Origin of the sequence: Roseovarius sp. TE539 (assembly GCF_003298505.1) — a bacterium.
Lineage (GTDB): Bacteria > Pseudomonadota > Alphaproteobacteria > Rhodobacterales > Rhodobacteraceae > Roseovarius.
Genome location: NZ_QNGB01000003.1, coordinates 47,732 through 73,530, shown reverse-complemented (window position 1 = coordinate 73,530; position 25,799 = coordinate 47,732). Strand labels below are relative to the sequence as shown.

The 25,799-nt window shown below is 64.6% G+C and carries 28 protein-coding genes; 7 read left to right on the top strand and 21 right to left on the bottom strand.

Annotation, left to right across the window (positions count from 1 at the left end; translation table 11 throughout):
- Positions 1–51: 51 nt before the first annotated feature.
- From tilS to ruvC, 15 genes are all read right to left on the bottom strand, one after another.
- Complete coding sequence (tilS, locus tag DQW77_RS02805; protein ID WP_258523650.1) at positions 52–1,320, bottom strand: tRNA lysidine(34) synthetase TilS; 1,269 nt, start codon at positions 1,318–1,320, stop codon at positions 52–54.
- On the bottom strand, positions 1,317–2,171 hold the full coding sequence (gene ybgF, locus DQW77_RS02800; protein ID WP_113256668.1) for a tol-pal system protein YbgF: 855 nt from the start codon (positions 2,169–2,171) through the stop codon (positions 1,317–1,319). Before ybgF ends, tilS begins: the two co-directional genes overlap by 4 nt.
- Before the next feature lie 27 nt (positions 2,172–2,198).
- Positions 2,199–2,696: a peptidoglycan-associated lipoprotein Pal gene (gene pal, locus DQW77_RS02795; protein ID WP_181711181.1), complete on the bottom strand. Its 498-nt coding sequence runs from the start codon at positions 2,694–2,696 to the stop codon at positions 2,199–2,201.
- A gap of 171 nt (positions 2,697–2,867) precedes the next feature.
- Entirely contained in the window at positions 2,868–4,199 is a 1,332-nt protein-coding gene (gene tolB / locus DQW77_RS02790) for a Tol-Pal system beta propeller repeat protein TolB (RefSeq protein ID WP_258523649.1), read from the bottom strand.
- A complete protein-coding gene (locus tag DQW77_RS02785; protein ID WP_113256667.1) occupies positions 4,196–5,296 on the bottom strand; it encodes an energy transducer TonB in 1,101 nt (366 codons plus the stop codon). Before DQW77_RS02785 ends, tolB begins: the two co-directional genes overlap by 4 nt.
- An 8-nt stretch (positions 5,297–5,304) precedes the next feature.
- Entirely contained in the window at positions 5,305–5,790 is a 486-nt protein-coding gene (gene tolR, locus DQW77_RS02780; protein WP_113256666.1) for a protein TolR, read from the bottom strand.
- 271 nt (positions 5,791–6,061) lie between these two features.
- Positions 6,062–6,757, bottom strand: coding sequence for a protein TolQ (gene tolQ, locus DQW77_RS02775; protein ID WP_113256665.1), 696 nt, complete (start codon positions 6,755–6,757; stop codon positions 6,062–6,064).
- Between the two features lie 115 nt (positions 6,758–6,872).
- Positions 6,873–7,262, bottom strand: coding sequence for a tol-pal system-associated acyl-CoA thioesterase (gene ybgC, locus DQW77_RS02770; RefSeq protein WP_113256796.1), 390 nt, complete (start codon positions 7,260–7,262; stop codon positions 6,873–6,875).
- An 84-nt stretch (positions 7,263–7,346) separates the two neighbouring features.
- Positions 7,347–7,904, bottom strand: a complete 558-nt coding sequence (gene thpR / locus DQW77_RS02765) for an RNA 2',3'-cyclic phosphodiesterase (RefSeq protein ID WP_113256664.1) — start codon at positions 7,902–7,904, stop codon at positions 7,347–7,349.
- 9 nt (positions 7,905–7,913) lie between these two features.
- Complete coding sequence (locus DQW77_RS02760) at positions 7,914–8,957, bottom strand: transporter substrate-binding domain-containing protein (RefSeq protein WP_113256663.1); 1,044 nt, start codon at positions 8,955–8,957, stop codon at positions 7,914–7,916.
- A gap of 3 nt (positions 8,958–8,960) precedes the next feature.
- A complete protein-coding gene (locus DQW77_RS02755) occupies positions 8,961–10,049 on the bottom strand; it encodes a LysM peptidoglycan-binding domain-containing protein (RefSeq protein ID WP_113256662.1) in 1,089 nt (362 codons plus the stop codon).
- 147 nt (positions 10,050–10,196) lie between these two features.
- Positions 10,197–10,835 (bottom strand): hypothetical protein, encoded by a 639-nt coding sequence (locus DQW77_RS02750; RefSeq protein ID WP_181711180.1) that lies wholly within the window; start codon positions 10,833–10,835, stop codon positions 10,197–10,199.
- 205 nt (positions 10,836–11,040) lie between these two features.
- Positions 11,041–12,066 (bottom strand): Holliday junction branch migration DNA helicase RuvB, encoded by a 1,026-nt coding sequence (ruvB, locus tag DQW77_RS02745; protein WP_113256661.1) that lies wholly within the window; start codon positions 12,064–12,066, stop codon positions 11,041–11,043.
- Between the two features lie 3 nt (positions 12,067–12,069).
- Complete coding sequence (gene ruvA, locus DQW77_RS02740) at positions 12,070–12,741, bottom strand: Holliday junction branch migration protein RuvA (RefSeq protein ID WP_113256660.1); 672 nt, start codon at positions 12,739–12,741, stop codon at positions 12,070–12,072.
- Complete coding sequence (gene ruvC / locus DQW77_RS02735) at positions 12,738–13,223, bottom strand: crossover junction endodeoxyribonuclease RuvC (RefSeq protein ID WP_113256659.1); 486 nt, start codon at positions 13,221–13,223, stop codon at positions 12,738–12,740. Before ruvC ends, ruvA begins: the two co-directional genes overlap by 4 nt.
- 228 nt (positions 13,224–13,451) lie before the next feature.
- On the opposite strand from ruvC, the gene DQW77_RS02730 reads away from it, so the two are divergent.
- A complete protein-coding gene (locus tag DQW77_RS02730; protein ID WP_113256658.1) occupies positions 13,452–13,652 on the top strand; it encodes a DUF1127 domain-containing protein in 201 nt (66 codons plus the stop codon).
- An 88-nt stretch (positions 13,653–13,740) separates the two neighbouring features.
- On the opposite strand, the gene DQW77_RS17990 is transcribed toward DQW77_RS02730, so the two are convergent.
- From DQW77_RS17990 to DQW77_RS02720, 3 genes are all read right to left on the bottom strand, one after another.
- A complete protein-coding gene (locus tag DQW77_RS17990; protein ID WP_147094919.1) occupies positions 13,741–14,037 on the bottom strand; it encodes a hypothetical protein in 297 nt (98 codons plus the stop codon).
- Positions 14,038–14,189: 152 nt separating this feature from the next.
- Positions 14,190–15,068: a 50S ribosomal protein L11 methyltransferase gene (locus DQW77_RS02725; RefSeq protein ID WP_113256657.1), complete on the bottom strand. Its 879-nt coding sequence runs from the start codon at positions 15,066–15,068 to the stop codon at positions 14,190–14,192.
- Between the two features lie 31 nt (positions 15,069–15,099).
- A complete protein-coding gene (locus tag DQW77_RS02720) occupies positions 15,100–16,332 on the bottom strand; it encodes an MFS transporter (protein ID WP_113256794.1) in 1,233 nt (410 codons plus the stop codon).
- A 105-nt stretch (positions 16,333–16,437) separates the two neighbouring features.
- Here DQW77_RS02720 and DQW77_RS02715 point away from each other — a divergent pair, with 105 nt between their 5' ends.
- Complete coding sequence (locus DQW77_RS02715) at positions 16,438–17,502, top strand: YeeE/YedE family protein (RefSeq protein ID WP_113256656.1); 1,065 nt, start codon at positions 16,438–16,440, stop codon at positions 17,500–17,502.
- Between the two features lie 157 nt (positions 17,503–17,659).
- Here the strand turns inward: DQW77_RS02715 and DQW77_RS02710 are convergent, their stop codons facing one another.
- Together DQW77_RS02710 and DQW77_RS02705 are read right to left on the bottom strand one after the other, a co-directional pair.
- Complete coding sequence (locus DQW77_RS02710; protein WP_113256655.1) at positions 17,660–18,148, bottom strand: bacterioferritin; 489 nt, start codon at positions 18,146–18,148, stop codon at positions 17,660–17,662.
- An 87-nt stretch (positions 18,149–18,235) separates the two neighbouring features.
- Positions 18,236–20,437, bottom strand: coding sequence for a primosomal protein N' (locus DQW77_RS02705; RefSeq protein ID WP_113256793.1), 2,202 nt, complete (start codon positions 20,435–20,437; stop codon positions 18,236–18,238).
- Between the two features lie 91 nt (positions 20,438–20,528).
- On the opposite strand from DQW77_RS02705, the gene fsa reads away from it, so the two are divergent.
- From fsa to DQW77_RS02685, 4 genes are all read left to right on the top strand, one after another.
- Positions 20,529–21,182, top strand: a complete 654-nt coding sequence (gene fsa / locus DQW77_RS02700; RefSeq protein ID WP_113256654.1) for a fructose-6-phosphate aldolase — start codon at positions 20,529–20,531, stop codon at positions 21,180–21,182.
- Positions 21,183–21,245: 63 nt separating this feature from the next.
- Positions 21,246–21,953, top strand: coding sequence for a DUF484 family protein (locus DQW77_RS02695; RefSeq protein WP_113256653.1), 708 nt, complete (start codon positions 21,246–21,248; stop codon positions 21,951–21,953).
- Positions 21,950–22,864, top strand: coding sequence for a tyrosine recombinase XerC (locus DQW77_RS02690; RefSeq protein WP_113256652.1), 915 nt, complete (start codon positions 21,950–21,952; stop codon positions 22,862–22,864). Before DQW77_RS02695 ends, DQW77_RS02690 begins: the two co-directional genes overlap by 4 nt.
- Before the next feature lie 35 nt (positions 22,865–22,899).
- Complete coding sequence (locus tag DQW77_RS02685; RefSeq protein ID WP_113256792.1) at positions 22,900–23,595, top strand: phosphatidylcholine/phosphatidylserine synthase; 696 nt, start codon at positions 22,900–22,902, stop codon at positions 23,593–23,595.
- A gap of 103 nt (positions 23,596–23,698) precedes the next feature.
- On the opposite strand, the gene trpA is transcribed toward DQW77_RS02685, so the two are convergent.
- Positions 23,699–24,490, bottom strand: a complete 792-nt coding sequence (gene trpA / locus DQW77_RS02680) for a tryptophan synthase subunit alpha (RefSeq protein WP_113256791.1) — start codon at positions 24,488–24,490, stop codon at positions 23,699–23,701.
- A 172-nt stretch (positions 24,491–24,662) separates the two neighbouring features.
- Here trpA and ychF point away from each other — a divergent pair, with 172 nt between their 5' ends.
- Complete coding sequence (ychF, locus tag DQW77_RS02675) at positions 24,663–25,760, top strand: redox-regulated ATPase YchF (protein ID WP_113256651.1); 1,098 nt, start codon at positions 24,663–24,665, stop codon at positions 25,758–25,760.
- The last annotated feature ends 39 nt before the right edge of the window (positions 25,761–25,799 follow it).

Here is a 25,799-nt window from a genome sequence, read left to right as displayed (position 1 = left end):
TGCGCCTACCACAAGGGCCACCCTTCTTAAATAGACATCATGCAGCCCACTTCAATGCGGCGGCCAATCGCCACGCAACGTGGCAAAATAGTCCTCGCCCCCCCGTGAGAGCCGGGCCGACCATCCATTGTTCAGCCCGGCCAGCGGCGCCGACAGCAGCTCCGCCCCCCGCCAGAGCGCCGGTGACGCCGCCATCGAGGCCGCGGGAAGCCCGGTCCGATGACGCCCGGGACACCGCGCCAGCCCCTCCGGACCAAGGGCCTTGATCTCCGCGCCCGGCGCGTCGGGCCCGGAAAGCCGCCAGCGCCCGTCCCAGATACCGTCGGGCGGTACGCGAAGCCCCGATACCGCCCTGTATTCCCGGCTCATGCGGATCTGCCCGCGCCCCACACCGATCAGGCAGCCATGCAATGTCATGCCGCGCCCGGCGCGCAACGTGTCCACGAGCCGCATCTGGGCCCGTCCCCGCGGCACATAATCCGCCCCGCTGATCCACATGAGAGCCGCCTGCACAATGCGCCGCGCCAATTCGTCCGAAAGCGCCGCAAAGCCCTCGCCCTCGATCAACAGGTCGCCCTGGTCAACGGCCACGATCGAGCGTGCCGCCGCCTCGGCCTGCAGCCCCAGCTCCACCCGCGCCGCGCGTAAATGCCGCGCCACCGCACTCAACCCCTCGGCGGTGATTCCCAATGGCGCCAGCTCCGCGAGGGCCTGCCGCGCCCGCACCCGCTCATAGGCAGGGTCGGCATTGCCGGGATCATCGGCCCACGTCATGCCACGCGCCCGCAGCACCCCGCGCAGGGCCTCCCGGGTGACCGGAAGTGCGGGACGATGCCATGTCACGCCCGCATCGTGGCGCCTTGGTGCCATCGCGGACAACCCGTCAAGCCCGGCCTCGCGTGCAAGCCGCATCAGGACGGTCTCGGCCTGATCGTCGGCCGTGTGGGCCAGCGCGACATCGGCAAACCCGTGCGACAGCGCCCACCCGGCAATCAGCCCATAGCGCGCCCGCCTTGCCTTGTCGGGCAGGTTGCCGCGGCCGTCCCAGCCACTCCATTCCAGGGTCTCATGCGGTACGGCCAGACCGGCACAGACATCGGAAACCTGCCGTGCCTCCGCCGCCGATTCAGGCCGCAGGCCATGATCGACGGTCACTGCGCTGATCTCGGGGCCGCCCCGATCGCGCCAGTCGCTGAGAAGCACCAGAAGGGCAAGCGAGTCGCTGCCCCCTGAAACACCCACTGCCAGGCATGGCGGCGCGTCGGGCAGAAAATGATCTGCGATCCTGTCGCGCAATGCCACCGCCGGGGTGACGCTCAAGGACATCCCAGTTCGCGCATCTCGTCGCGCGCGGCCTCGACCACATCGGCTGCCTGCGGATAACGCGGCCCGACCTCTCCGAGGGTGACGCAAGCCTCATCGACCTTGCCGAGCTGGCCAAGCGCGGCGCCCAGCCTATACAGCGCCTGCGGCGCTGACGGACCGGCCGGTGCGGCGCTGAACGTATCCAGGAAGGCGCGCGCGGCGCCGCTGGTATCACCCGCACCCTCAAGCGCCCGGCCCAGAAGCAGGCCGGCACGGCCCGCCAGCGGACTTCCGGGATAGGTTTCGCGGAACCCCCGCAGAAGATCGGCGGCCTCGGCATATTCGCCATCTTCCAGCGCCGCCTCGGCATTCTCGAAATCCTCTTTCTCGCCGACGGCCAGCTCCGGTTCCGCTGCGCCGTCGGCATCCGCGGCGTCATCGGGGGGCGCGGCGCCCGGCACCGGGCCCGGCGCCCCGGCACCGCCCAGTGTCGGCGTCTCGCCCAGCGTGGCGATATCGCAGTCCGGCTCCAGTTCGCACAGGCGGAACTCAAGATCCCCGATCCGGTTGGTGCCGTCGCGCACGACGCCTTCGATCCTGAGTTCCAATTCCTCGGTCTGCGCGGTAAGGCGTTGCAACTCACCCTCGATCGCCGAAAGGCGGTCCAGAACCGATCCGCCTGTCACCAGCTCTCCGGTGCCTCCCGTGGTGCTGAGTTCCCGCCGCAACCTGCGCAGCTCGACGTAAAGAACCGAAAGTTCCTGACGGATGTCGGCAAGGGTTGCATCGCGATCCTGCGCCAGGCCCGGACGCGGCACACAGGCCAGCGCGGCCAGCACAGCGAGCCCGCAAAGAAATGCCTTCATGCCACGCATCCGTCCATCACCCCGCGATCAGCCGGTGACACCGGCCGTGATCACGGTCACGGCACGGCGGTTCTTGGCATAGCAGCTTTCGGCACTGCAAATCTCGATCGGGCGCTCCTTGCCATAGCTCACCACATCGAGCCGTTCGGCCGGGACACCGCGGCTGAGCAGGTATTCAAGAACCGAATTCGCGCGCCGCGCCCCCAGTGCCAGGTTGTATTCCCGCGTCCCCTGTTCATCGGCATGGCCCTCGATCACGGCATCGTAATCGGCATTGCGCAACAACCAGTCTGCCTGTCCGTCCAGCACCTGCCGCGCCTGCGTGGTGAGGGTGTGCTGATCGACCTCGAAGAGAACACGATCACCGACCGCCTGCTCGAAATAGGCAGGCGACGTGGGATCGTCCACGCCGGCATTCGCGCCGTTCAGGTTCACGGTGTTGTCATCCCCGAACCGTGCCGCGCCGCCACATGCGCTCAGCGCCATTGCCGCCATCAGGATAAGAAGCCTGCTCAAGAATTTCATGTCTATGCCCCGCTCGATCATTTGCCCGTTTCGTCAAATCATGCGCCATTACGCCCGCAGCACGCTTTTCCGCGCGTCTGTTTTCGGTTTCTAGCACAGTGTGGACCGCATTGGAACGCATCACCGCATGTACGCGGCCTGCTTTCGGCGGGTTTCCTCCGCACCGCGGCCTCAGTCCAGCAGCGGTGACCACGATGGATCGCTTGCTCCGGTATCGGTCGGCACCTTGCGCAGGTTCCGCCCGGTGATATCCACCGAGTAGAGGTTCGCACGGCCCTGTGCCCCCTGGGTTTCGCGGGTGAACATGATCACGCGCCCGTTGGGTGACCATGTCGGCCCCTCGTCCAGGAAGGATGCCGTCAGAAGCCGTTCCTCGCTGCCGTCCACGCGCATCACTCCGATATGAAACCGCCGCTTGGATTGCTTGGTGAACGCAATCAGATCACCGCGCGGCGACCAGACCGGCGTGCCGTAAAGGCCGGCGCCGCTGCTGATCCGTTCGGCCGGGCCGCCCTGCGCCGGCATGATGTAGATCTGCCGGCTGCCGCTGCGGTCGCTCTCGAAGACGATCCGCTTCCCGTCGGGCGAGAAGCTTGGCGCCGTCTCGATCGAGGGGGCGCTCGTCAGACGGGTACTCTCGCCCGTCGCGATGTCCATCCGGTAGAGGTCGGTATTTCCGCCACGGGTCAGCGAGTAGACCACCGTCCGGCCGTCCGGCCCGAAGCGCGGGGCGAAACTCATCGCGCCGTCCTGCGCTTCCAGCGCCCGGCGCCGCACGCTCGCCACATCAAGGACATAGATGCGCGGCCGGCCCGTCTCGTAGCTGGTGTAAAGGATCCTGTCTCCCGTGGGCGAGAAGCGCGGCGCGAGCACGAGCGCCGAACTGTCGGTCAGGTATTTCACGTTGGCACCATCGTAGTCCATCAGCGCGAGCCGCTTGGCTCGATCATCCTTGGGGCCGCTTTCGGCCACGAACACCACCCGGCTGTCGAAATAACCACCCTCCCCGGTGATCCGGCTATAGACCTGATCGGCGACCTTGTGGGCCATTCGGCGCCACCCCTCCTCGGTCCCCACGAATTGCAGGCCGTTGCCCATCTCCTGCCCGGCGAATACGTCGTAAAGCCGGAACTGCACCACCAGCCGCCCCGAAGCCTCAAGGCTCACCGACCCGGTGACCAGCGCCTGCGCATTGATGGCTTTCCAGTCGGAGAACTGCACCGGACTGGAAAAACTGGTGATCGGGCTGATGAACGCGTCTTTCCGGATTTCCCGGAAAAGCCCCGTCCCGCTGAGATCGGCGGCGATCACCCGGGTGATGCGCTCGGCCAAGTCGCGCCCTCCGGCGCTGTCGGCGATGAAACGGGGCACCGCGAAGGGCAGCGGCTCGATCACACCCTCGGTTATCTCGATCCGGAGCGGGCCACGGTTCTCGTCTTGCGCAGCGGCCGGAAGGGCCCAGGTCACGAGCAGGGCAAGGAGAGGCAGGAAACGTGTCATCATTTGGTTCTCATGTTCTCCGGATTGAATGTCATTTCGATGTCACGCCACCGATCATACTTCTCCGGCGGCAGATCGAAACCCCGCGCACCACACCGGATGATTGCCCGGCGCGCCGCTTCGAAGGCCTGGCGCGAAGCCTCGCCCGAACCGCCGGTCGCACCGACCATGCGGATGGAAGAGTTGACCGGCGTGCCGTCGCGCGACATCTCGAGGCCCACGACAACCGTGGTCCCCAACGCATCGGTACTCAGGGATCCGACATTCCAGCATCGGCCGACCGCCACGCGCAAAGCCTCCCTCTCGCCGCGGCTGAGCGGGGGCCCGGCAGGCGCCGGCGCCGGGTCTGGCGCGTCCCCGCCAAGCGCCTCTGCAATCGCCGCATCCACCGCCGCATCGTCGGGCGGTTCCGCCTCCGGCGCAGGCTCCTCGGGGGCATCCGCGGGCGCCCCGGGCCGCGCACGGGGGCGCAATGACCGTTCCGGCGCCGCCGCGGCCTTCTCGGCCTCGGTCACGATTTCGGTCGTGGCGGCCTCCGGCGCCGCAGCTTCACCCGGCTCCGCCGGCGCATCGGCTTCGGGATCCGGCGCACGTTCATCACGCGACGTTTCCTCGGTCAGGGTGTCGGGCTCGGGTGGCGCAACAGGATCGGGCCTGACCCGCGGCGCCGCGCGCGGCTGCGGGTCGGCGTCGGGCAGCAGTGCCGCACTCTCTTCAGGCGGGGCCGCGGGCGCCTGCGGGGCCGCACCCGGGACATCACCGGCCCGGGGCGGCGGGGGCGCTTCGGGCAGGGTTTCGGGTGCCCTGTCGGGCGCGGACGCATCCGCCTCTTCGGGGCGCGCACGCTCGGGGGCCGCATCGGCGCGCGAGGACAGGTCAGGCGCGGGCCCGCCCGGGTCGGGCGCATCCAGAATCGCCACATCCGCGATCGCCTCGGGCACCGTCTCGGATTGCGTCAGCGCCGCGTATTCCTCAGCCGAAATCGCCGTCACCTCCGTTACCTCGAAGGGCGGCGTATCGGGCGCAAAGAGATTGCCCGCCAACGCCCAGCCGATCAGGCCCAGATGACCGGCACCGGATATGAACTGGCCCGCGTTCATCCGCGCCCCTATTCAACCTGTGAACCGCCGGACTCAAGGTCCGGCCCGCCGGTATCCGTCACCAGCCCTATATCCGCGAAACCGCCCCGGTTCAGCGCCCCCATGACCTGAACCACCTGTTCATAAGGCACCCGCCCGTCCGCGCGCAGGTACACGCGTTTGCTGTCCCGCTCGGCGGCGATGGCCCGCAGCTTGGGCAAGAGCGCATCGCGTTCCACCTCGGTTTTCTGGATCATGACTGCGCCCTCGCCCGTCACCGTCACGGTCAGGGGTTCCTCCTGATCGGCCGGCAGCGCCTCCGCGGCGGTTTTCGGAAGCTCGACCGGAACGCCCACCGTCATCAGCGGCGCCGCCACCATGAATATGATCAGCAGCACAAGCATCACGTCCACGAACGGCGTGACGTTGATCTCGGCCATCGGCCGCGTCCGGCCGCGGCCCCGGCGCCTCCGCCCTTCGCCATCACCCGTCTTCTGAACCACGCCACCCGCCATCGCTTAGGCCCCCGACTCCGAAAAACCCGTCACGGCAACGAAATGCCACGGACCGCCTACGCTCCGGTTCGCGCCCGGCCCCGCCCCAAGCACGGCTCCGGCGTGATTCCCCAAAGACGGCGGGCGCGAATTGTCCGGACGTCCCAAGGATACGGGACGGCTTCGTGTTGGAACATGAGCGGCGCAGACCCCGCCGCACCCACCCTCGGGGGCGGGCGCGAACCTGTCCACACGCCCGAATATCGATGATGCGTCCTTCGATCCCATGATATCAGCTGTCCAGCTGCCGGCTGAGAATGGTGGCGAATTCATCCGCGAACGCCTCGTAGCCCGCCACGATCCGATCCGCATCCGCACTCAGCTTGTTGTAGAAAATCACCGCCGGGATCGCCGCCAGCAGACCAAGGCCCGTGGCCAGAAGGGCCTCGGCGATGCCCGGCGCCACTACGGCAAGGTTGGTGCTCTGCTGCTCGGCAATGCCGATGAAGGCATGCATGATGCCCCAGACGGTGCCGAAAAGCCCCACGAAAGGCGCCGTGGACCCCACGGTCGCCAGAACCGAAAGCCCACCTTGCAGGTCCTCGGCCTCCTTGGCGATGGCCACGTCCATGCTGCGATCGATCCTGGCCGTGGCGCCGGCGATCAGCGCGCCGTCGGTCCGGTGGCTGCGGCGCCATTCCATCATGCCGGCCGCAAAAATTCGCTCGGACCGCCCGGCCGGATCAGGGCCGATCTCGTCGAACAGTTCATCCAGCGGCTCGCCGGACCAGAACCGCGCGTCGAACTGATCCGCCTCGCGTCGTGCCGCGCGATATGTGATCAGTTTCTGGATGATGATCGACCACGCCCAGAACGACGCGATGATCAGCATCAGCATGACCAGTTTCACGATTATCGTGGCGCGCGCGAAAAGGGCCCACATGGAGAAATCAATCTCCTGCGCCATTGCCAGGGTTTCTGCTTCCATCTGCCTGCTCGTTTTTGTCCACGGCCTTTTTGGGCTGACCGCCTTGCACGGGACGCTACAGGAATTCCACCGTGAAAGCCAACACGATCCTGTCAACGGCCCCGTTTTGGCGGCCTCAGTGGAGGATGCGGCGGATATTCGCCGGCAATCGCGCCGGCTGCCCGGCATCCGTGATGCACACCACGGTCACCAAAGCGGTGAAAAGGAGGGTATGGTCGCGCCATACCTTCTGCTCCATCACCAAACGCGCACCGCTGACCGACTGCACCCGCGTCGCCACCTCCAGACGATCGTCGAAGCCGGCGGTCGCAAGGTAATCGCATTCGATACGGTGGACCGCGAAAACGCGCCCCGAGTCTGCCTTCATCGCGACTTGGTCGATGCCCATCTGCCGCACCCAGTCGCTGCGCGCACGTTCGATGAACTTGAGGTAATTGGCGTGATAGACGATACCGCCCATGTCGGTATCTTCGTAATGGACGCGGATCGCGAAACGGTGAGTCATGGTACGGTCCCGGTGAGTGCGGGCTGACCGTAGGCCGTGCCCGACCGGCGCGCAAGCCGGACCCTTGCCGGCCTTCATGTCCGCTCAGGCGTTTTCCGGCGCCCGGAGAGGATATTCCGCCAGTGCCTCATAATCCGGGCCCGCGGGACCCAGATGCGAACGGCAGAAGTGAAACTCCTCGACCGGGAAAGGCGGCAACGACAGGTCGCCATGCGCCTGCAGGAACCGGCCCAGCCTATCACGGTCCTGCGGCTCCATCTGCCTGGGGAAGCGCGCCAGCGTCACATGCGGGCGGAACCTCTCGCGCGGCATCTCCACCCCGCCGGTGCGGATCGCACCCCGCACCTTTTCCCGCAGCCTGACCAGCCAGGGGCATTTTTCCACCATGGCGTGGACAAGCCTCGGATTGCGGTCCCCGAACACTCCCAGGCCACCAATCCCGAGGTGAAAGCCGGGCATGTCGATTTCCGACAACAACTCGTGGACCGCCTCGGCGGTGGCGACGTCCTGATCACCCAGAAAGGCAAGGGTCACGTGAAAATTCCCGGGCTCCACATGCCGACCCGTCGAAAGATCCGCTTGCAGGCGCGCCAACTCTCCGGCAGCCGAGCCGGAAATCGGTATCGACACGAACAGGCGCATGCCATTGCCCTAGTTCAACTGGTCCCAGAAGATCCTGAGATGCTTCGAGACGATCTCGTTGTAGCGGCCCGAAGCGCGCAGCGCCCGAAGCCCGGCATTGACGCGGTAGAGATGTGCCGTCCCGCGCCAGTGCGTCTTCGAGATGATCACATGCAGCGCCTCGTGGGACAATGGTTTTTCCACCGGCACGGCCTTTCCGCGCAGTCCCATTGCAACGATCTTGGAGGCCCCGAGGAACGCGTTCACAGTCACCGCGTCCACGTCTCCGGCCATCAGGCGCTCGAAACAGGCTTCGGGGCTTTCGGCCCGAACAAGCTCGATCCGTCCCCCGCTCAGCCAGCGGCGGTCGTCGCGGTCCAGATCATGGGTGAAATACCCCGCGGGGCGGCACAGTGTCCGGCCCGGGATGTCGGCATCGCTCTCGTAGGTGAAATCGCTTGCGGCGCGCGTGAACAGCATCACCGGCAGTTCCATCAACGGGTCGGAAAAATGAAATCCCGCGCATCGCTCATCGTCCGGTGTTGCCTCGCAATCAGGGCGAAGCCACGGAAATCCCATGTCGTATTCCTTGCCGTCCAGCATCGGGAACAGGTGCCGCGACCAGTCATCCTCCCACCCGATCGAATAGGGCACCGGCGACGGGCTCAGTTCCAGCGCCGCGTTGACAAGTTCGATCACCATCCCGCGCCCCGGCCAGGCCCGGTCGGTGAAGGGCGAATAATTGCTGCCGGTCAGCAGGGTCATCTGCGCATCCGCCTGCCGTAGCGGCGTGGCATCCGGCGCCACGTCTCCGGCCGGACAGGGCACATAGACCTCGCGCCCCGGTTCCAGCTCGCGGCCGCCACCCGCCAGAATACCCTGATTCGCATAATAGATCAGGGTCCACCGGTCGCGGGAACCGTAGTGCTGTTCGGAAATCGTGAACAGCGTATCGCCCGGCTGCACCTTGTGTGTCACGTCGCACAGGGCCGCCGCGGTGCCGGGCAGCAGCGACAGCGCAAGCACGGGCAACGCGCGGGTGAGTCGGGGGAGGAGATCCCGGATCACGGCCATTGCTCAGAACCCGGCCCAGACACGGGTCATGTGCCGGTCGATGATGGCCTGATAGGTGCCGTCTTCCTTGATCCCGCGCAGGCCCGCGTTGATCGTTCCAAGCATCGCCTGTGCCTGCGGATGGCTCTTGTGGACGACCACGTGAAGCCCCTCGATCGACAGCGGACGGGCCTGCACGATCTCTACGGAGTCCTTGAGGCCCAGATCACGCAGCGCGGTGCGGCCGGTGAACTCGTTGAGGGCCACGGCGTCCACCTCCCCCTCCATCAGCATCTCGAAACAGTCGGCCACCGCCTGCGGCCGGCGTAATGTGATCCGCTCCTCGCTGATCCACCGGCGGCCCTGACGATCCAGATCATGAGTGAAATAGCCGCGCGGACGGCACAGGGTCCGGCCGGGAATGTCGGCATCCGACTCGAACGCGATCGGGTCGGACTTGCGGGTGAACAGCAGGATCAACATCTCGAACATCGGGTCCGAGAACAGGAAATCGGCGCAGCGGTAACTGTCCGGCGTGCCGGCGCAATCGGGCCGGTACCACGGGAACCCCAGATCCAGAAGCGCGTTGGAAAGAAGCGGCTCCAGATGCGACCCCCAGTCCTCGACCCAGTGAATGGCATAGCCTGCCGCGGGATCGGCCTTGTCCATCGCGGCGTTGACGACATCCGCCAACAGCCCGCCATTGGGCAGGTCACGATCGGTGAAGGGTTCGAAGTCGCCCGCGGTCAGAAGATTGATACGGCTGCGCGTGGCCGCGGTTCCGCTGCCTTCCCGCAGCGCCGGAACCGCTTGATCGGCGGCCGCCGCGCTCCCGACGGGCACGCCACCCGGCAATCCAGTCGGGTGTCCGTCGATGCAACCCAGCGACAGGGTCATCCCGACACGGATCGTGTCCACCCGTTCTCCGATGACCTCCAGGTTGTTGGAATGGATCGCCGTCCACATCGACGCGTTCTTGTAATGCCGGTCGGCGATCTCTGACAGGCTGTCGCCAGGCTTCACGGTGTAGGTGCCGCCGCATGTCTGTGCCGCGGCTGGCAAACCCAGTAGCCCACACACCAGCAGCAGACCACTAAAAATGGTGTTCCGCATGTCACTATCCCCCAATATGAAGTGGAAATAACGATATCCGGGGGGCTCCGGTCAAGCCTTCTGACTGCCTTGTGCGAAATTTTCCTGACGCGGGGTCAGCCCCGGGGCGCGGCACCGAATTGCAGACTGTTGAATCGCCAAGGGATTTCAGTGCGGACGCAGGCGCGCAAACAACCTGAGCGCGTGCGCCGGATCATCTGCCACCGCCGGCAAAACCGGATCGTAGGCCGCGCGGATCAACCCGGCGATCTCGGGGCGCAGAATCACCGCGCCGGTCTCGGGCACCCGGGCCAGCGGTGATCTCTCGGTGAAGGCCAGGTCCGACCACAGCAGCGCTGTCTGCACGATCTGGCTCAGCGCGAGGGTTTCTGCGGGCACCGCGCGCAGCTCCCGGTCCATGCGCAGGAAAACGAAACAGGCGCGGATCGCCCCCTCCTCGTCGAAACGGAATATCCGATACTGGTTGGCATCCGCCGCCTCCAGCCGCTCCACCAGGGGCCCGAGGTCGGGGATCATCCGGTCGAGATCGGGCACCTCCGGCAACTCCCGCCAGTCGCGGAAGAAAAAGATCATCAGGTTGACACCAAGTTCGGGGTCCGTTTCGGCAATCGCGTGCCCTGCCAGCGTGACCACGGCTTCGACCGCACCCTTGACGGTTCCGATCGTCGCGTCATCCACACCGAACACAACCGGAACGATTGGACGCCCCCACCGCGCGAACACATACTGGCCGTCACCGCGGGTGAACAGCGACTGGATTTCGTCCGGGGTGATCTCGTCCGTCATACCGTCTGCCTACCAATCCTGTGCTTCAGCGCAAGCGCCCCGTGCCCGGTCCGGACCTTCATCGGAGCGGACAGGATGGCCCGCCACACCGATGGCGCAACGCCTCCGAGAGGTTGAGGGCGTGTTGCGTTCAATCGGAGACGGCCCGGCGACGTGTGCGCGGGACATTTCGAATTCCTTGTTCAAAGTCTTCACCACGTGCAGGTCACTTGCCGAAAAGGTCTTTTCCGGGGCCGCTTGGCGGGACAATGCCCAGATGGCGCCATCCGCCTTGGGCCAGCATCCGCCCGCGCGGGGTGCGCTGGATCAGCCCCTGTTGCAGCAGGAAGGGCTCGATCACCTCCTCCAGCGCGTCCCGGCTTTCGCTCAGGGCCGCACCGATCGTCTCGATCCCGACAGGGCCACCCTGGTAAGCCTCTGCGATCAGACGAAGATACCGGCGGTCGGCGCCGTCGAGGCCCAAACCGTCAACCCCCAGACGTGTCAGCGCACCGTCGGCAAGGGCGCGCGTTATCCGGCCATCCCCCTCGACCACCGCGAAATCGGCAACGCGCCGGAGCAGCCGTCCGGCGATACGAGGGGTCCCGCGCGACCGGCGCGCGATTTCCCGGGCCCCTTCCGGCTCTGCCGGTGTTCTCATCAGATCGGCATTGCGCGTGACGATCTCGTGCAGCTCTTCGGTGCTGTAGAACTCGAGCCGCGTGGGAATCCCGAACCGATCGCGCAAAGGCGTTGTCAGCAGGCCCAGCCGGGTGGTGGCGCCGACCAGCGTAAAGGGTTGCAATTCGATGCGAACCGTACGCGCTGCGGGGCCTTCACCGATCACGAGATCCAACTCGAAATCCTCAAGCGCGGGGTAAAGAACCTCTTCGACCGCGGGGTTGAGACGATGAATCTCGTCGATGAACAGGACGTCTCGGGCCTCCAGGTTGGTCAATATCGCCGCCAGGTCGCCGGCCTTCGCCAGGACCGGCCCCGATGTCATGCGAAACCCGACCCCCAGTTCCGCCGCCATGATCTGCGCCAGTGTCGTCTTGCCCAATCCGGGTGGTCCGTGAAACAGCGTGTGATCCATCGCTTCACCGCGCTGCCGGGCCGACTGGATGAATATCTTGAGGTTGGCACGCGCCTCGGCCTGACCGATGAACGCATCCATGGATTTCGGCCGGAGCGAACGGTCAGTGTCCTCGGGCAAGGGATCGGGACGCAGGGTCGGATCCGGGTCGGACATGTCTTATTCCTTTGGCGCCAAAATCTTAAGAGCCGATCGTATCAGAACCGCGGTATCGGCGCCGGGATTATCGCCAGCCACTCGGGCCACAGCCGCCGCGCCGTCCCCGGGCCCGTACCCGAGGTTGGTAAGAGCCGAAAGCGCTTCAGCCTGTGCGTTCGTGCCGGCCTCCGGTGGCGGATTCGCCGACGTGGCCGGAGGCATCGACTCCGTGCCCCCCGTCACCTCCGGCGCTGCCTGTGCGCCACCGCCCGGCCCGCCCATTGCCATAACTTCCGCGGCGCGGTCCTTGAGTTCATTGACGACGCGCTGCGCGGTCTTTGGCCCGATCCCTTTCGCAACCTTCACGGCGTTCCAGTCACCAAGCGCAACCGCCCGCGCGACACCGTCGGGACCAAGAGACCCCAGTATGGCCAGGGAAGCCTTCGTTCCGACGCCCTGCACACCGGTCAGGAGGCGGTGCCACTCCTTTTCGACCAGTGTCGTGAAGCCGACGAGTTGCATCAGATCCTCCCGCACCACGAGATCGGTATAGAGTGCCGTATGCTCGCCCGTGGCCGGCAAGGCCTGGAGTGTGCGCTCGGAACAATGGACCAGATAACCAAGTCCGCCTACATCAATGAGGACGTGATCGGGGGCGCGATAGTCGATGCGTCCTGCGATACGGCCGATCATGCGCGCACCCGCCGGTCCGGCTGCGCATGGTGCGCATGACAGATCGCCACGGCCAACGCATCCGCCGCATCAGGAGTGTCAGGCGCCGCACCGGGCAATTGCAGGCGGACCATGTGCAGGATTTGCGCCTTCGCGGCGTGACCGACACCGACCACGGTCTTCTTGACGGTGTTGGGCGCATATTCCCCGACCTGCAGCCCGGCTTGCGCCGGTACCAGGAGGGCAACCCCGCGCGCCTGACCGAGCTTGAGCGTACCGGCCGCGTCACGGTTGACGAAAGTCTGCTCGACCGCGGCTGCATGCGGGCGGTAAATCGCCACGACTTCCGTAAGCTGCCGGTGCAATTCAAGCAACCGTGCCGCAAGCTCACCGGCCCCCGAAGAACAGATGCCGCTCGCCACATGGGCAAGCCGGCTTCCATCCACGTCTATCACGCCCCAGCCCATCTGGCGCAATCCGGGATCTATACCAATTACCCGCATGTCCTGCCCTCGTTTCTGGTCTTTTTCATTGGTTAGCACGAAAGGGGAACAGACACCAAGCGGAAGTCGACAGGGCATCCCGAGCGCACCCGGCAAGCATCCGTGATGACCCATGCAGGAACTGCATAAGGACTATGCAGTGCGCTCACTTGCTTGGCAAAGCGCGGGCGACTAGATGCCGGTCAGAGCCTCTCGACATTCCGTCATTCATCAAAAGGAGCTTATCCAATGGCTGCTATCGACACCTCCCGCCCGCACAACGCCCCGACCTTCGTTCTTGGCGATGCCCTTGGCCGTGCCCTTGTGGCATTGAAAAACTGGAACGACGAGCGCGTGACGCGCAACGCCCTGTCCCGCCTTTCGGATCGCGAGCTTGACGATATCGGAATCTGCCGTGGTGACATCGCCCGGATTTCGGCACGGGCATGAGAACAAGCAGCCCACTCGGTTGCTTCGAAAAGGCCCCGCATCCGTCCCCCGGCGCGGGGCCTTTTCATCGGCAGTGGCATTCATCCGGTCAAAGGAAAGGCCCCAGCTTTTTCGCAATCCCAAGCGACAGCGGTTCGGGATGCATCAGGACCGCTCCGACACGATCTATCGTCGTTCCCCTTTCAAGACGCTCCACACGAGTGGTGTAATCGCTCATCCCCAGATGGGCGATAAGAGCACCCTTGATGCAGATTATCGTGATCACTGACAGAAAAAGGCCACGCCACGGAGCTCGATAGCTCGGGCGCCTTGGACGTGGCCGACATCGGATCAACCCGTCCGACCCGATTTCGGTGATATACCCGTCCGAGAGACGCTTGCGCATGCGACCAACCCGCATGCAACGTTGTTCAAAGTCTTGGCGCGTGGAATCCATTTTCGGCATCCAGATCAGACACCCCCGCCCAATCCGGACACTAAATTCCGTTTGGAATGTGGCAATTTCAAGGCAGTTGCCACATTTCGGCAAAATTTCGGCTACATTTGGGCCACGTTTTTCACAGTGAGCGTTGCCCAGTCACCAATCCTGTCAAGATGGATCACATCGTTTCCAAGACTTGAATAAACCCGGCGGACCTCTTCTGCCTGATCATTGAGAATACCCGAAAGAATCACATGCCCACCCGGACGCATGCGCGCGGTGATCGCCGGTGCAAGGGCGATCAATGGCGCCTTGAGTATGTTGGCGAACACAAGATCAAAGGGCGCGGCGCGTTCGATATCTTCATGATCCAGGCCATCCGCCCGAAGGCATCTCACACGTCCTTCCAGAGCGTTGGCCGTCACGTTCGAATGCGCCACCTCGATCGCGACGTCGTCGATATCACTCGCAAGGACCGGCCCCGGCCAGATCCGCGCCGCGGCCATCGCCAGAACGGCGGTGCCACATCCCACATCCAGAACCGACCGGGCCGAGACGCCCTCTCCGGCCAGCCGATCCAGCGCCAGAAGACATCCCTGCGTGGTTCCGTGGTGCCCGGTGCCAAAAGCCATCGCCGCCTCGATCAAGAGGGCGACACGGTTGTCCGGCACCTTGTCCGCGTCATGGCTGCCGTAAACGAAGAAACGGCCGGCCTCGACCGGCGCAAGTTCACGCCGCACCTTCGCCACCCAGTCCACCTCGGGCAGTTCCGACACCGCGAACGTTCGAGCATCATGCATCGTGGCCAGCAGCGCGAGCCCCGCCCCATCCGGCTCTTCGTTGAAATAGCCGCCGACTTCCCACAGTCCGGACCCGTCCTCCAGTTCGAAAACGCCCACACCGGTGGGCGCCGGGGACAGCCGTTCCATGGCCTCGCCCAGGGCTTCGGCCGCGTCTTGGCCCTTCAAGGTTGTCAGTGCCGTGAACGTCGGCATCCAGTTGCCTCCTCCTGTCAGACCTGGCGGTCTATTCCGCCGGAGCGGGATCACTGCGGGAAAGTATCGTCTCCTGCCCCGGCCGGGGATGCCGCGGAATCAGCAACGACAGAAACAGCGAAACACCCGCCATTGCCGCGGCCAGGATGAAAACGCCGCCCGGAGAGACGAGCCAGAGATACCCCAAAAGCGCCGGCAGGAAAACCGCTGCTATATGGTTGATGGTGAAGGCCACTGCCGCGGTCGGCGCGATATCGCCCGGGTCCGCGATCTTCTGGAAATATGTCTTGAGGGCCAGCGCCAACGCGAAGAGCAGGTGATCCACAACGTAAAGCGATGCCGCCAGCACCACACCCCAGCCGAAATAATAGATGCCGCCATAAGCGAGGAAGACAATAATCAGCCCCGCATATTCGAAGGCCAGCGTGGCGCGCTCTCCGTAGGAAAAAACCGCCCGCCCCATGAGTGGTGCAAAGATCATGTTGGCGAGCAGATTGACAAGGAACAGGCCCGTGACCTCGTGCACCTCGAAACCGAATTTTTCCACCATCATGAACCCCGCGAAGACCACGAAGATCTGCCGCCGGGCCCCAGCCATGAACTGCAGGGCGTAGTATAACCAGTAGCGCCGGCGCAGGATCATCCGCTTGACCTGCGGGTTCGGCGCCTCGAACCTGGGATAGGCAACCATGCAAAGCAAGGCGACCACCGCAGTGAATCCGCCAGCCAGCATGTAGACCATGTTGAATGTCAGCCCGAGCGTTTCCCACGTCGTGACGATGAGCAGGTAGGCCGCCAGGGTAGCCGCGGATCCGGCCGCCACCATCCAGCCCAGAACCTTGGGCGCGCGCAGCTTGTCGATCCACTGAAGCTGAAGCGACTGGTTGACCGTCTCGTAATAATGAAAGCCGATGGAACTGAGCATGGTGATTGTCAGGATACCGGCAAGCGAGGGGAACTGCGCGGTCAGCGCAGTTGCCACCCCCAGCAGGACCAGCGAGACGAGGCCGAGGACCTGCTCATGCATGAAGATGATGACCGCGATCACACCAACCGCCAGGAAGCCGGGAATTTCCCGCACCGTATGCAGCCAGCCGATATCCGAACCATCGAAGCCCGCCACCTCGATGACGAAGTTGTTTAGCAGAGCCGACCAAGTGGCGAAGGCAACAGGCATCGCCGCCGCCATCAGGAAGAGAAGCGTAACCGGCCGCCGCCAGAACGGCAGATCACGCGCATTGGCCAAGGGGAAAGTCCGGGTCATGCCCTTCCTTACGCCCAGCATACGGGAATGGCGAGGGTCTGATCTGGATCAATGACGCGGCCAACCCGTCGTGCAAGAAGGCCAACCGGCAAGGAAAGGCGGCTCATGGACCTTTTGGCACTTGTGGAACGAATCGGCGAGGCGCCGGCAGCGGCACTTCTGGGGCTTCTGACCGGCACGATTTTCGGGGTCGCGGCACAGCGGTCGCGTTTTTGTCTGCGCGCCGCCACGGTCGAGTTCGCACGCGGTCGGATGGGCGACAGGGTTGCCGTCTGGTTGCTTACCTTTTCCACGGCCATGGTCTGGGTGCAGGCGGCGGACCTGATGGGATGGATGCGCAGCGGCGATGCGCGCATCATGGCCGTCCCCGGAAGCTGGTCCGGCGCGGTGCTCGGCGGGCTCGTGTTCGGCATCGGCATGGTGCTGGCGCGCGGCTGTTCCGGGCGGCTTCTGGTTCTGGCGGCCACCGGAAACCTCCGCTCCCTCATCTCGGGCCTGATCTTTGCCGTGGTCGCGCAGATGAGTTTGGCAGGATGGCTGGCCCCCCTGCGCAATTCGCTTGCCGCGCTGTGGGTCACGGGCGGGGGCCAAAATCTCGATCTTCTGGCCGCGACCGGCCTGCCGCAGGCAGGCGGCCTGATACTCGGTTTGGGTTTCGCGGTGGTGGCCCTGGTGATCTCGCGCCGCAACAGGATCGGCGCATCACGCCTTGTCTTTGCATCCGGCGTGGGGTTCGCCGTGGCCGTGGGGTGGGTCGCGACATTCTCGCTTTCGCAGATTTCCTTCGAACCGATGCAGGTTGAAAGCGCCACGTTCACCGGCCCTTCGGCGAATACGCTGATGTTCTTTCTCGACCGGTCGGCAATCCTGGAATTCGACATCGGATTGGTTCCCGGTGTCTTTGTTGGTGCCTTCCTGGCGTCCATGATCGCCGGTGAGTTCCGGCTTCAGGGTTTTGACGGCCCCGCGAGCATGCGGCGCGCAATGACTGGGGCCGCATTGATGGGATTCGGCGGCATGCTGGCCGGGGGCTGTGCGATCGGAAACGGAGTGACGGGAAGTTCGGTTTTCGCGGGCACGGCATGGCTGTCACTGGTGGCAATGTGGGTCGGCGCCATGGCGACCGACTTTCTGGTCGACCAAAGCCGCGCGGGCCGGCAGGTGGCCTGACACCGCCACCCGATCTGGTGCACGGGGCCGGGCGGGCATGATCACCGGTGTTGTCGCCGGACCCACCCAAGCATCAGAAATGCCAATGACCGCGGGGGAATGGACCCGGCTTTGAACGCGCCGGGTCCGTCCTGCATGTCATTGCAACGGATTTCACTCACTCGGCTGTGGTGGTGGTGCCGCTCATGTAATTGGTCATGAAAGAGGGCTCTCCCAGCTTCTTCAGCAGGTCCAGTTGCAGATCCAGCCACTCCCAGTGGCCCTCCTCATCCTGGACGATTCGCTCGAAAAGGGCGCGGGTTCCGATATCGTCATTGTCGAAGGCTTCCCGTGCCGCACGGGTATAGAACTCGATCGCGCCCTGCTCCTCGGCCTTGTCAGCCTCGAACAGTTCCGTGAGGGTTTCCGCCTTCGCGGGCGTCTTTGACGGCTCCAGCCGGGGCGTGCCGCCCAGAAACATGATACGGTCGATGAATGATCCCGCATGGCCCAGCTCTTCCTGCATTTCATCGCGCATCCGGGCGGCCAGCTTGTCGATCCCCCAGTCCTCCAGCGTGTGAACATGCAGGAGATACTGATGCACCGCGGTAAGTTCCATCGAAAGCGCGGTCTGAAGATTCTCGATGCTTCCGGTTCTGTCTGCCATGCGAAATACTCCTCGTCGTTGAATCCGCGTTCCCGTCGAAGCTATTCAGCCCGCGAATCTTTACAACCGTGTGCGACCTTGCGTCACTCAGAAAAAGCTCTGCGGATCAATGTCCACGCTGAGCCGCAGTTGCGGCGGCAGGTTGAATTGCGCCACCCATTCCGAAACCGCCGCCTGAAGCGGTGCGCTTCTGGGCGCCCTGACCAGAAGCCGTACCCGGTGACGCCCGCGGATACGGGCAATCGGGGCGGGCGCCGGGCCGAACACCTGTGCGCCGGCCCGCTGAATCGGGCCGTCCTGCCGCGCCAGCCTGTTGCCCATGTCGAACACCGACTGCATGTCGGGCGACGAAAGGATGATCCCGGCCATGCGTCCGTAAGGCGGCATCCCGGCATGGCGCCGCTCCTCCGCCTCGGCACGCCAGAACCCGTCCTCGTCCCCCGACAGGATCGCGCGGATCACCGGATGTTCCGGCTGGAAGGTCTGCAACATGGCCACACCGCGCCTTTCGGCCCGCCCGGCGCGGCCCGCAACCTGCCGCATCAACTGAAACGTGCGTTCTGCCGCGCGCAGGTCAGATCCCTGCAATCCGAGATCGGCATCAATCACGCCCACGAGGGTCAGAAAGGGAAAATTGTGTCCCTTGGCGACAAGCTGTGTGCCGATGATGATGTCCGCCCCGCCGTCCGCGATTTGCCGGATACGGTCCTTGAGGGCGCGCGCCGAACCGAACAGATCGGAGGACAGAGTTTCGATCCGCGCATCGGGAAATGTGGCCGCCGCCTCCTCTCCCAACCGCTCCACCCCGGGGCCGACAGCGGCAAGCCGGCCCTCGGCCTCGCAGGAAGGACAATGCGTCGGGATCGGCCGTGTCTCACCGCATTGATGGCACACAAGCCGCGCTTGAAACCTGTGTTCCACCATCCGCGCATCGCAATGGTCACACCCGATCTGGTGACCGCAGGCCCGGCACAGAGTCACCGGCGCATAGCCACGGCGATTGAGAAACAGGAGCGCCTGCTCACCGGCCGCGATCCGCGCCTCGACGGCCCGTTGAAGGGTCGGTGAAATCCAGCGGTCCGCCGTCAGCTTGACACCACGCATGTCGACTGCGCGTATCTCGGGCAGGACCGCGTCGCCGAAGCGCGCGGCCAGTTCCAGCTTGTCGTATTTGCCGGCTTCCGCATTGGCCCAGCTTTCCAGGCTTGGGGTGGCCGAGGCCAGTACAACCCGCGCGCTGCACAGCGAGGCGCGCAACACCGCCATGTCGCGCGCGTTATAGAGCACGCCGTCCTCCTGCTTGTAGGAGCTGTCGTGCTCCTCATCCACGACGATCAGGCCCAGATCTCGGAATGGCAGGAAAAGGGCCGACCGCGCACCAACCACCACCTGCGCACCTCCCTGACCCACCATTTTCCATGCGCGGCGGCGCTCGGTCATGGTGACACCTGAATGCCATTCCGCCGGGCGGGCACCGAAACGGGCCTCGATCCGGGTCAGGAATTCGGCGGTCAGGGCGATCTCGGGCAACAGCACGAGCGCCTGCCGACCTTGCCGCAGAACCTCTGCCACGGCTTCCAGATAGACCTCTGTCTTGCCCGAGCCCGTCACCCCGCGCAGCAGCGTGGTGCCATAGACACCCGTCCGCACCGCGGCCCTGAGCGTCTGCGCTGCCTCCTCCTGCTCCGCGGTGAGCACCCTTGGCACACGGGCCGGATCAAGATGCGGGTAAGGACGGTCGCGCGGCGTGTCCTCCTCGCGCACCACGCCCTGCGCCACCAATCCCTTGACGACCGAAGTCGAAACATCCGCCGCCTCTGCCAGTTCCCGCATGGTGAAGGCCAGCCCGCCGTAATCCTCCAGCGTTTGCAGAACCCGCGAACGGGCCTTTGTGGCGCGGTCCGGCTGCCCCTCGCCCCGGCGATAGATCTTGCGCATCGAGGGTGGATCACCAAGGCCGGGCGCCCGCGTCGCAAGGCGCAGCATCGCCGGCATCGGCGTCAGCGTGTAATCGGCCGCCCGGCGCAGGAATTCCTGCATTTCCTCGCGCATCGGCGCAACGTCGAGAACCCGGATCACCGCGCGCACCTTGCTCAGGTCGAAATCGCCCCGGCCCGGCCCCCAGACAACACCCGGCACCTTGCGCGACCCGAGAGGGACTTCCACGAAAGCGCCGGGATGGCATCCGCCTTCCGGCGCCCGGTAATCCAGCAAGCGGTCCAGCGGCTGTGTCGTCAGCACGGCCACCAACGCGCCCGCGTCGTAGAAATCCGCGCCGTGACTTGTCACTGCGGCCTCCGTCAAAGGGGTTTCGGGCTCCCATCCTATGGGGTAAACGCATCGGGGAAAAACCCAAAGCCATGCAAAGGGGCATACCGAGATGAAATTTTTCGTAGATACTGCCGAGGTCGATCAGATCGCCGAACTCAACGAGCTGGGCATGGTCGACGGCGTCACCACGAATCCTTCCCTGATCATGAAATCGGGACGCGACATTCTTGAGGTCACAAAGGAGATCGCGGCGATGGTGGACGGCCCCGTGAGCGCCGAGGTGGTCGCGATCGAAGCCGACGCGATGATCGAAGAAGGGCGCAAGCTGGCCACCATCGCCGACAACATCGCGGTGAAGGTGCCGCTGACATGGGACGGGCTGAAGGCCTGCAAGGTTCTGTCGGGAGAGGGTAACATGGTCAACGTGACGCTGTGTTTCTCAGCCAACCAGGCGTTGCTTGCCGCCAAGGCCGGCGCCACTTTCATCAGCCCCTTCATCGGGCGGCTGGATGATATCAACCTGGACGGAATGGAATTGATTGCCGATATCCGGACAATCTATGACAATTTCGGGTTCGACACGCAGATCCTCGCGGCCTCGATCCGCAACGTGAACCACGCCTGCGACGCCGCACGCATCGGGGCGGACGTGATGACCGCTCCGCCCGATGTGATCCACAAGATGGCCGCACATCCGCTGACGGACAAGGGACTGGACGCATTTCTCAGCGATTGGGAAAAAACGGGGCAGAAAATACTTTAAGGACGTGCTATAAACCCCTGAACGAATTACAGGCCATCCCGGATACGACGCGTTGAGGTTCTGATGAGCAGCATACCCCAGATTGATGACACGATGCGCGAACGCATCATTGCACAGCCGGATGTCATCCTTGAAGATCAAGATCTTATGCGCGCCCTGATCGCGGCGAACGAGCGGTCCATGGGGGGCAACATCGTTGATCTCAGGGGGATCGCGATGGAACGGCTGGAGGCGCGGCTGGACCGTCTGGAAGACACCCACCGCAGCGTGATAGCGGCCGCATACGACAACCTGGCCGGCACCAACCAGGTGCATCGGGCAATCCTGCGGATGATGGATCCGGTCACTTTCGAGGGGTTCCTGACCGATCTGGGTGGCGAAGTTGCGGAAATCCTGCGGGTGGACAGCGTCCGGCTTGTGCTGGAGTCGGTCCAGAACGACGAGGATCCGGCGGTGCGCCGCATGGGGGATGTCCTTTCGATCGCGGAACCGGGGTTCATCGAGGATTATCTGGCCGGCGGAAACGGGGCACCACACCGTCCGGTTATCCTGCGCCAGACCAGTGAGGGCGAGAACCGCATTCATGGCAACAAGGCTGGCTTCATCCGTTCCGAAGCCTGCCTGCGGCTTGATTTTGGCGAGGGTCGCCTGCCGGGCATGCTGGTCCTCGGCGCCGAGGATCCGCATCAGTTCACACCCAAACAAGGCACGGACCTGCTGTCTTTCTTTGCCGGTGTCTTTGAACGGGCGATGCGCCGCTGGCTGTCATGATCTCGGCGGCCGCCCGCGATGCGCTGCAGGGTTGGCTGGATGCGCAGAAGGCTCTGCGGGATGTCTCTGCCAATACCATCGACGCCTACGCGCGTGACGTGGCAGAATTTCTTGCCTTCCTGACCGCGCACGAAGGCGCGCAACAGGGATTGGCACCGCTTTCCCGGGTGCGTGTCGGCGATATGCGCAGCTGGATGGCACATCAGCGTGGCCGGGGGATCGGCGCGCGGTCGCTGGCGCGCAAGCTCTCCGCGGTCAAATCCTTCTATCGTTGGCTCGCGGAGCGGGAAGGCTTCGATCCCACACCGGTGCTGACCACGCGCGCGCCGAGATATCAACGCAAGCTGCCCCGGCCGCTGGCCACCGACGCAGCGCGCGACATGATCGAAAACCTCGAACTTCAATCGCAGTCCCCCTGGATCGCGGCCCGTGATCAGGCCGTCGTGACATTGCTCTATGGCTGCGGCTTGCGGATTTCCGAGGCGCTTGGCCTTGATGGCGGCGTGCACCCGATGGGCGACTCGCTGCGTATTCGCGGCAAGGGCGGCAAGGAACGGATGGTGCCGGTCCTGGCCGTGGCTCAAACAGCGGTGGCCCGCTACGCCCGCTTGTGCCCACACCCGATAGAGCGTGGAAAGCCCCTGTTCTACGGGCTTCGCGGGGGCCGGCTGGGCGCCCGCGCCGTTCAACAGACCGTGGCCCGGACCCGCGCGCAGCTTGGCCTCCCCGCAAGTGCGACCCCACATGCGATGCGGCACAGCTTTGCCACCCATTTGCTGAATGCAGGTGGGGACTTGCGTGCCATACAGGAGCTTCTGGGCCATGCCTCCCTGTCGACCACGCAGGCCTATACCGAGGTGGATGGCGCACGGCTCGCGGATGTCTACGCGCGCGCGCACCCGAGGGCGTGATTGCGCCCCGCCGGGATTTCCGGCATGACGGACTCATGACACGTGAATTCAAGGCATTGGCGGTACACCTTCTTACCGCAACCGGGGCGGTTTTCGCCATGCTGGCGATGCTGGCCGCGGTGGACGAAAAATGGGACATGATGTTCCTTTGGCTGGTGATCGCCTTCGCGGTGGACGGGATCGACGGGCCTCTTGCGCGGCGTTACCTCGTGTGGGTCAACGCAAGGCGCTTCGACGGGGTGCTTCTGGACCTGATCATAGATTACCTGACCTATGTGTTCATCCCCGCCTTCGCGCTTTTCAAATCCGATCTGCTACCCGGATGGACCGGGTGGGTCGCGATCATCATCATCACTTATGCAAGTGCGATGTATTTTGCCGATACAAGCATGAAAACAAAGGATAATTCGTTCTCCGGCTTTCCTGGAGCCTGGAACATGCTGATCCTTGTCCTGTTCGCGACACAACCCAATTTCTGGCTGATCCTGTTCATTGTCACCGCGCTTTCAGTGACCATGTTCCTGCCGCTCAAGTTCATCCACCCTGTGCGCACCGCCCGCTGGCGGGCGCTTTCGCTACCGGTCGCCTTCGCCTGGACCTTTTTTGCCGGGTGGGCGGCATGGGTGGATTTCCACCCTGAAAGCTGGGCCCATTGGGGGCTGGTGACAACCTCGCTCTACCTGCTGTTCGCGGGTATCCTGCAGCAGCTTATCCCGGCCCGGCGGGTCTGAGCGTTCCGAACGGAATGAAGGGTTCTGACACGGGTCTTGAATGAACCCCTCCCCGGCCCAGGAACCGCGTTCATGATTCTCACAATACCGGCCACGGGGCGGTTCAGGCGTCATGCGCGCCCTCGGCCAGTCCCCTGACGAAATCCAGAACCTGCGCCGGGCTGTGCCCGTCACCGATCCTGCCCACGATCGCGGAGCCGACCACGGCACCATCCGCCACCGAGGCGATGTCGCGCGAGGTTTGAGGATCCCGGATACCGAAGCCAACGATCACCGGCAGGTCGGTCTGCGCCTTGATACGGGCCACCTCGGGGCCGACATCAGCGGCCTCCGCGGCCGCGGCACCGGTAATTCCGGTGATGGACACGTAGTACACGAATCCGCTGGTATTCTGCAGGACCTTGGGCAGGCGCCTGTCGTCTGTCGTCGGCGTTGCGAGGCGAATGAAGTTCAGCCCTTCCGCCTGTGCGGGAATGCAGAGTTCGTCATCCTCTTCCGGGGGCAGATCGACCACGATCAGACCGTCGATGCCCGCCGCCTTCGCATCCTTCAGGAACCGCCCCACGCCACGATTGTAGATCGGGTTGTAGTACCCCATCAGCACGATCGGCGTGATGTTGTCGTCCTTGCGGAATTCGGCCGCCATGGCCAGCGTCCTCTCCAGCGTCTGGCCGGCCTCAAGGGCGCGCTGTCCGGCGAGCTGGATCGTGGGTCCGTCGGCCATAGGGTCAGTGAAGGGCAGACCCAGCTCGATGATGTCCACGCCGGCACCGGGCAGCCCCTTCACCACCTCCAGCGACGTCTCGTAATCCGGGTCCCCCGCCATCACATAGGCGACGAAGGCTTTCCTGCCTTCCTGCTTCAGAGTGGCGAACTTTTCGTCTATCCGGGTCATCGGGCGATCCTTTGCCATGCGTCGCACCGATGTGCAGAAACGGCGCGGGAAAATCAATCCTCCGATTGCACGGAACGCCACATGCCGCGCCCGATTCGCCCCGGAACGACACGCGCTTGCACAGCGGCTTCGCGGCGCATAGAAGCGCGCCGAGGCAAACGGGAGACGACCGATGGGTTTCAGGATGGGAATCGTGGGGCTGCCCAATGTGGGCAAGTCCACTCTCTTCAACGCGCTGACGCGGACCGCCGCCGCCCAGGCCGCGAACTTTCCCTTTTGCACGATCGAGCCGAACGTCGGCGAGGTGGCAGTGCCGGACAGGCGGCTCGACCGGCTGGCCGAGATCGCCAGGTCGAAACAGGTCATCCCCACGCGCATGACCTTCGTCGATATCGCCGGGCTGGTGAAGGGGGCCAGCAAGGGCGAGGGGCTGGGCAACCAGTTCCTCGCCAATATCCGCGAGGTCGATGCGATCGCCCATGTGCTGCGCTGCTTCGAGGACGGGGACGTGACCCATGTGGAGGGCCGTGTCGATCCGGTCTCGGATGCCGAGACGATCGAGACCGAACTGATGATCGCCGATCTGGAAAGCATCGAGAAACGCCGCGCCGGCCTGGTACGCAAGCTCAAGGGCGGTGACAAGGAGGCGGTGCAGCAGGACAGGTTGCTGGCCGCCGCGCAGGCCGCCCTCGAAGACGGCCGGCCCGCGCGCGTGGTCGAGGTCGATGCCGAGGACACGCGCGCCTGGACCGGCCTTCAGCTTCTCACCACCAAACCGATCCTCTACGTGTGCAACGTGGACGAGGCAAGCGCGGCACACGGCAACGCCTTCTCGGCGCAGGTGGAACGCATGGCGTCCACCCAGGGCGCGGCAAGCGTGGTGATCAGCGCCCGCATCGAGGAGGAAATCAGCCAGCTCGACGCCGAGGAGGCCGGAATGTTCCTCGAGGAGATGGGGCTCGAGGAGCCGGGCCTCGACCGGCTGATCAAGGCAGGCTACGAACTCCTGCATCTTGAAACCTATTTCACCGTCGGCCCCAAGGAAACCCGGGCCTGGACGGTGCCGGCCGGCACCCGCGCCCCGCAGGCCGCCGGCGTGATCCACGGCGATTTCGAAAAGGGGTTCATCCGCGCCGAGACCATCGCCTGTGACGATTTCGTGGCCCTGGGCGGCGAACAGGCGGCCAAGGAAGCCGGCAAGATGCGCGCCGAGGGAAAATCCTACATCGTCAAGGACGGCGACGTCCTGCATTTTCTTTTCAACACCTGAACCGCCGTCGCGCGGCCCGCGCCCTTCATCTTTCCCCAA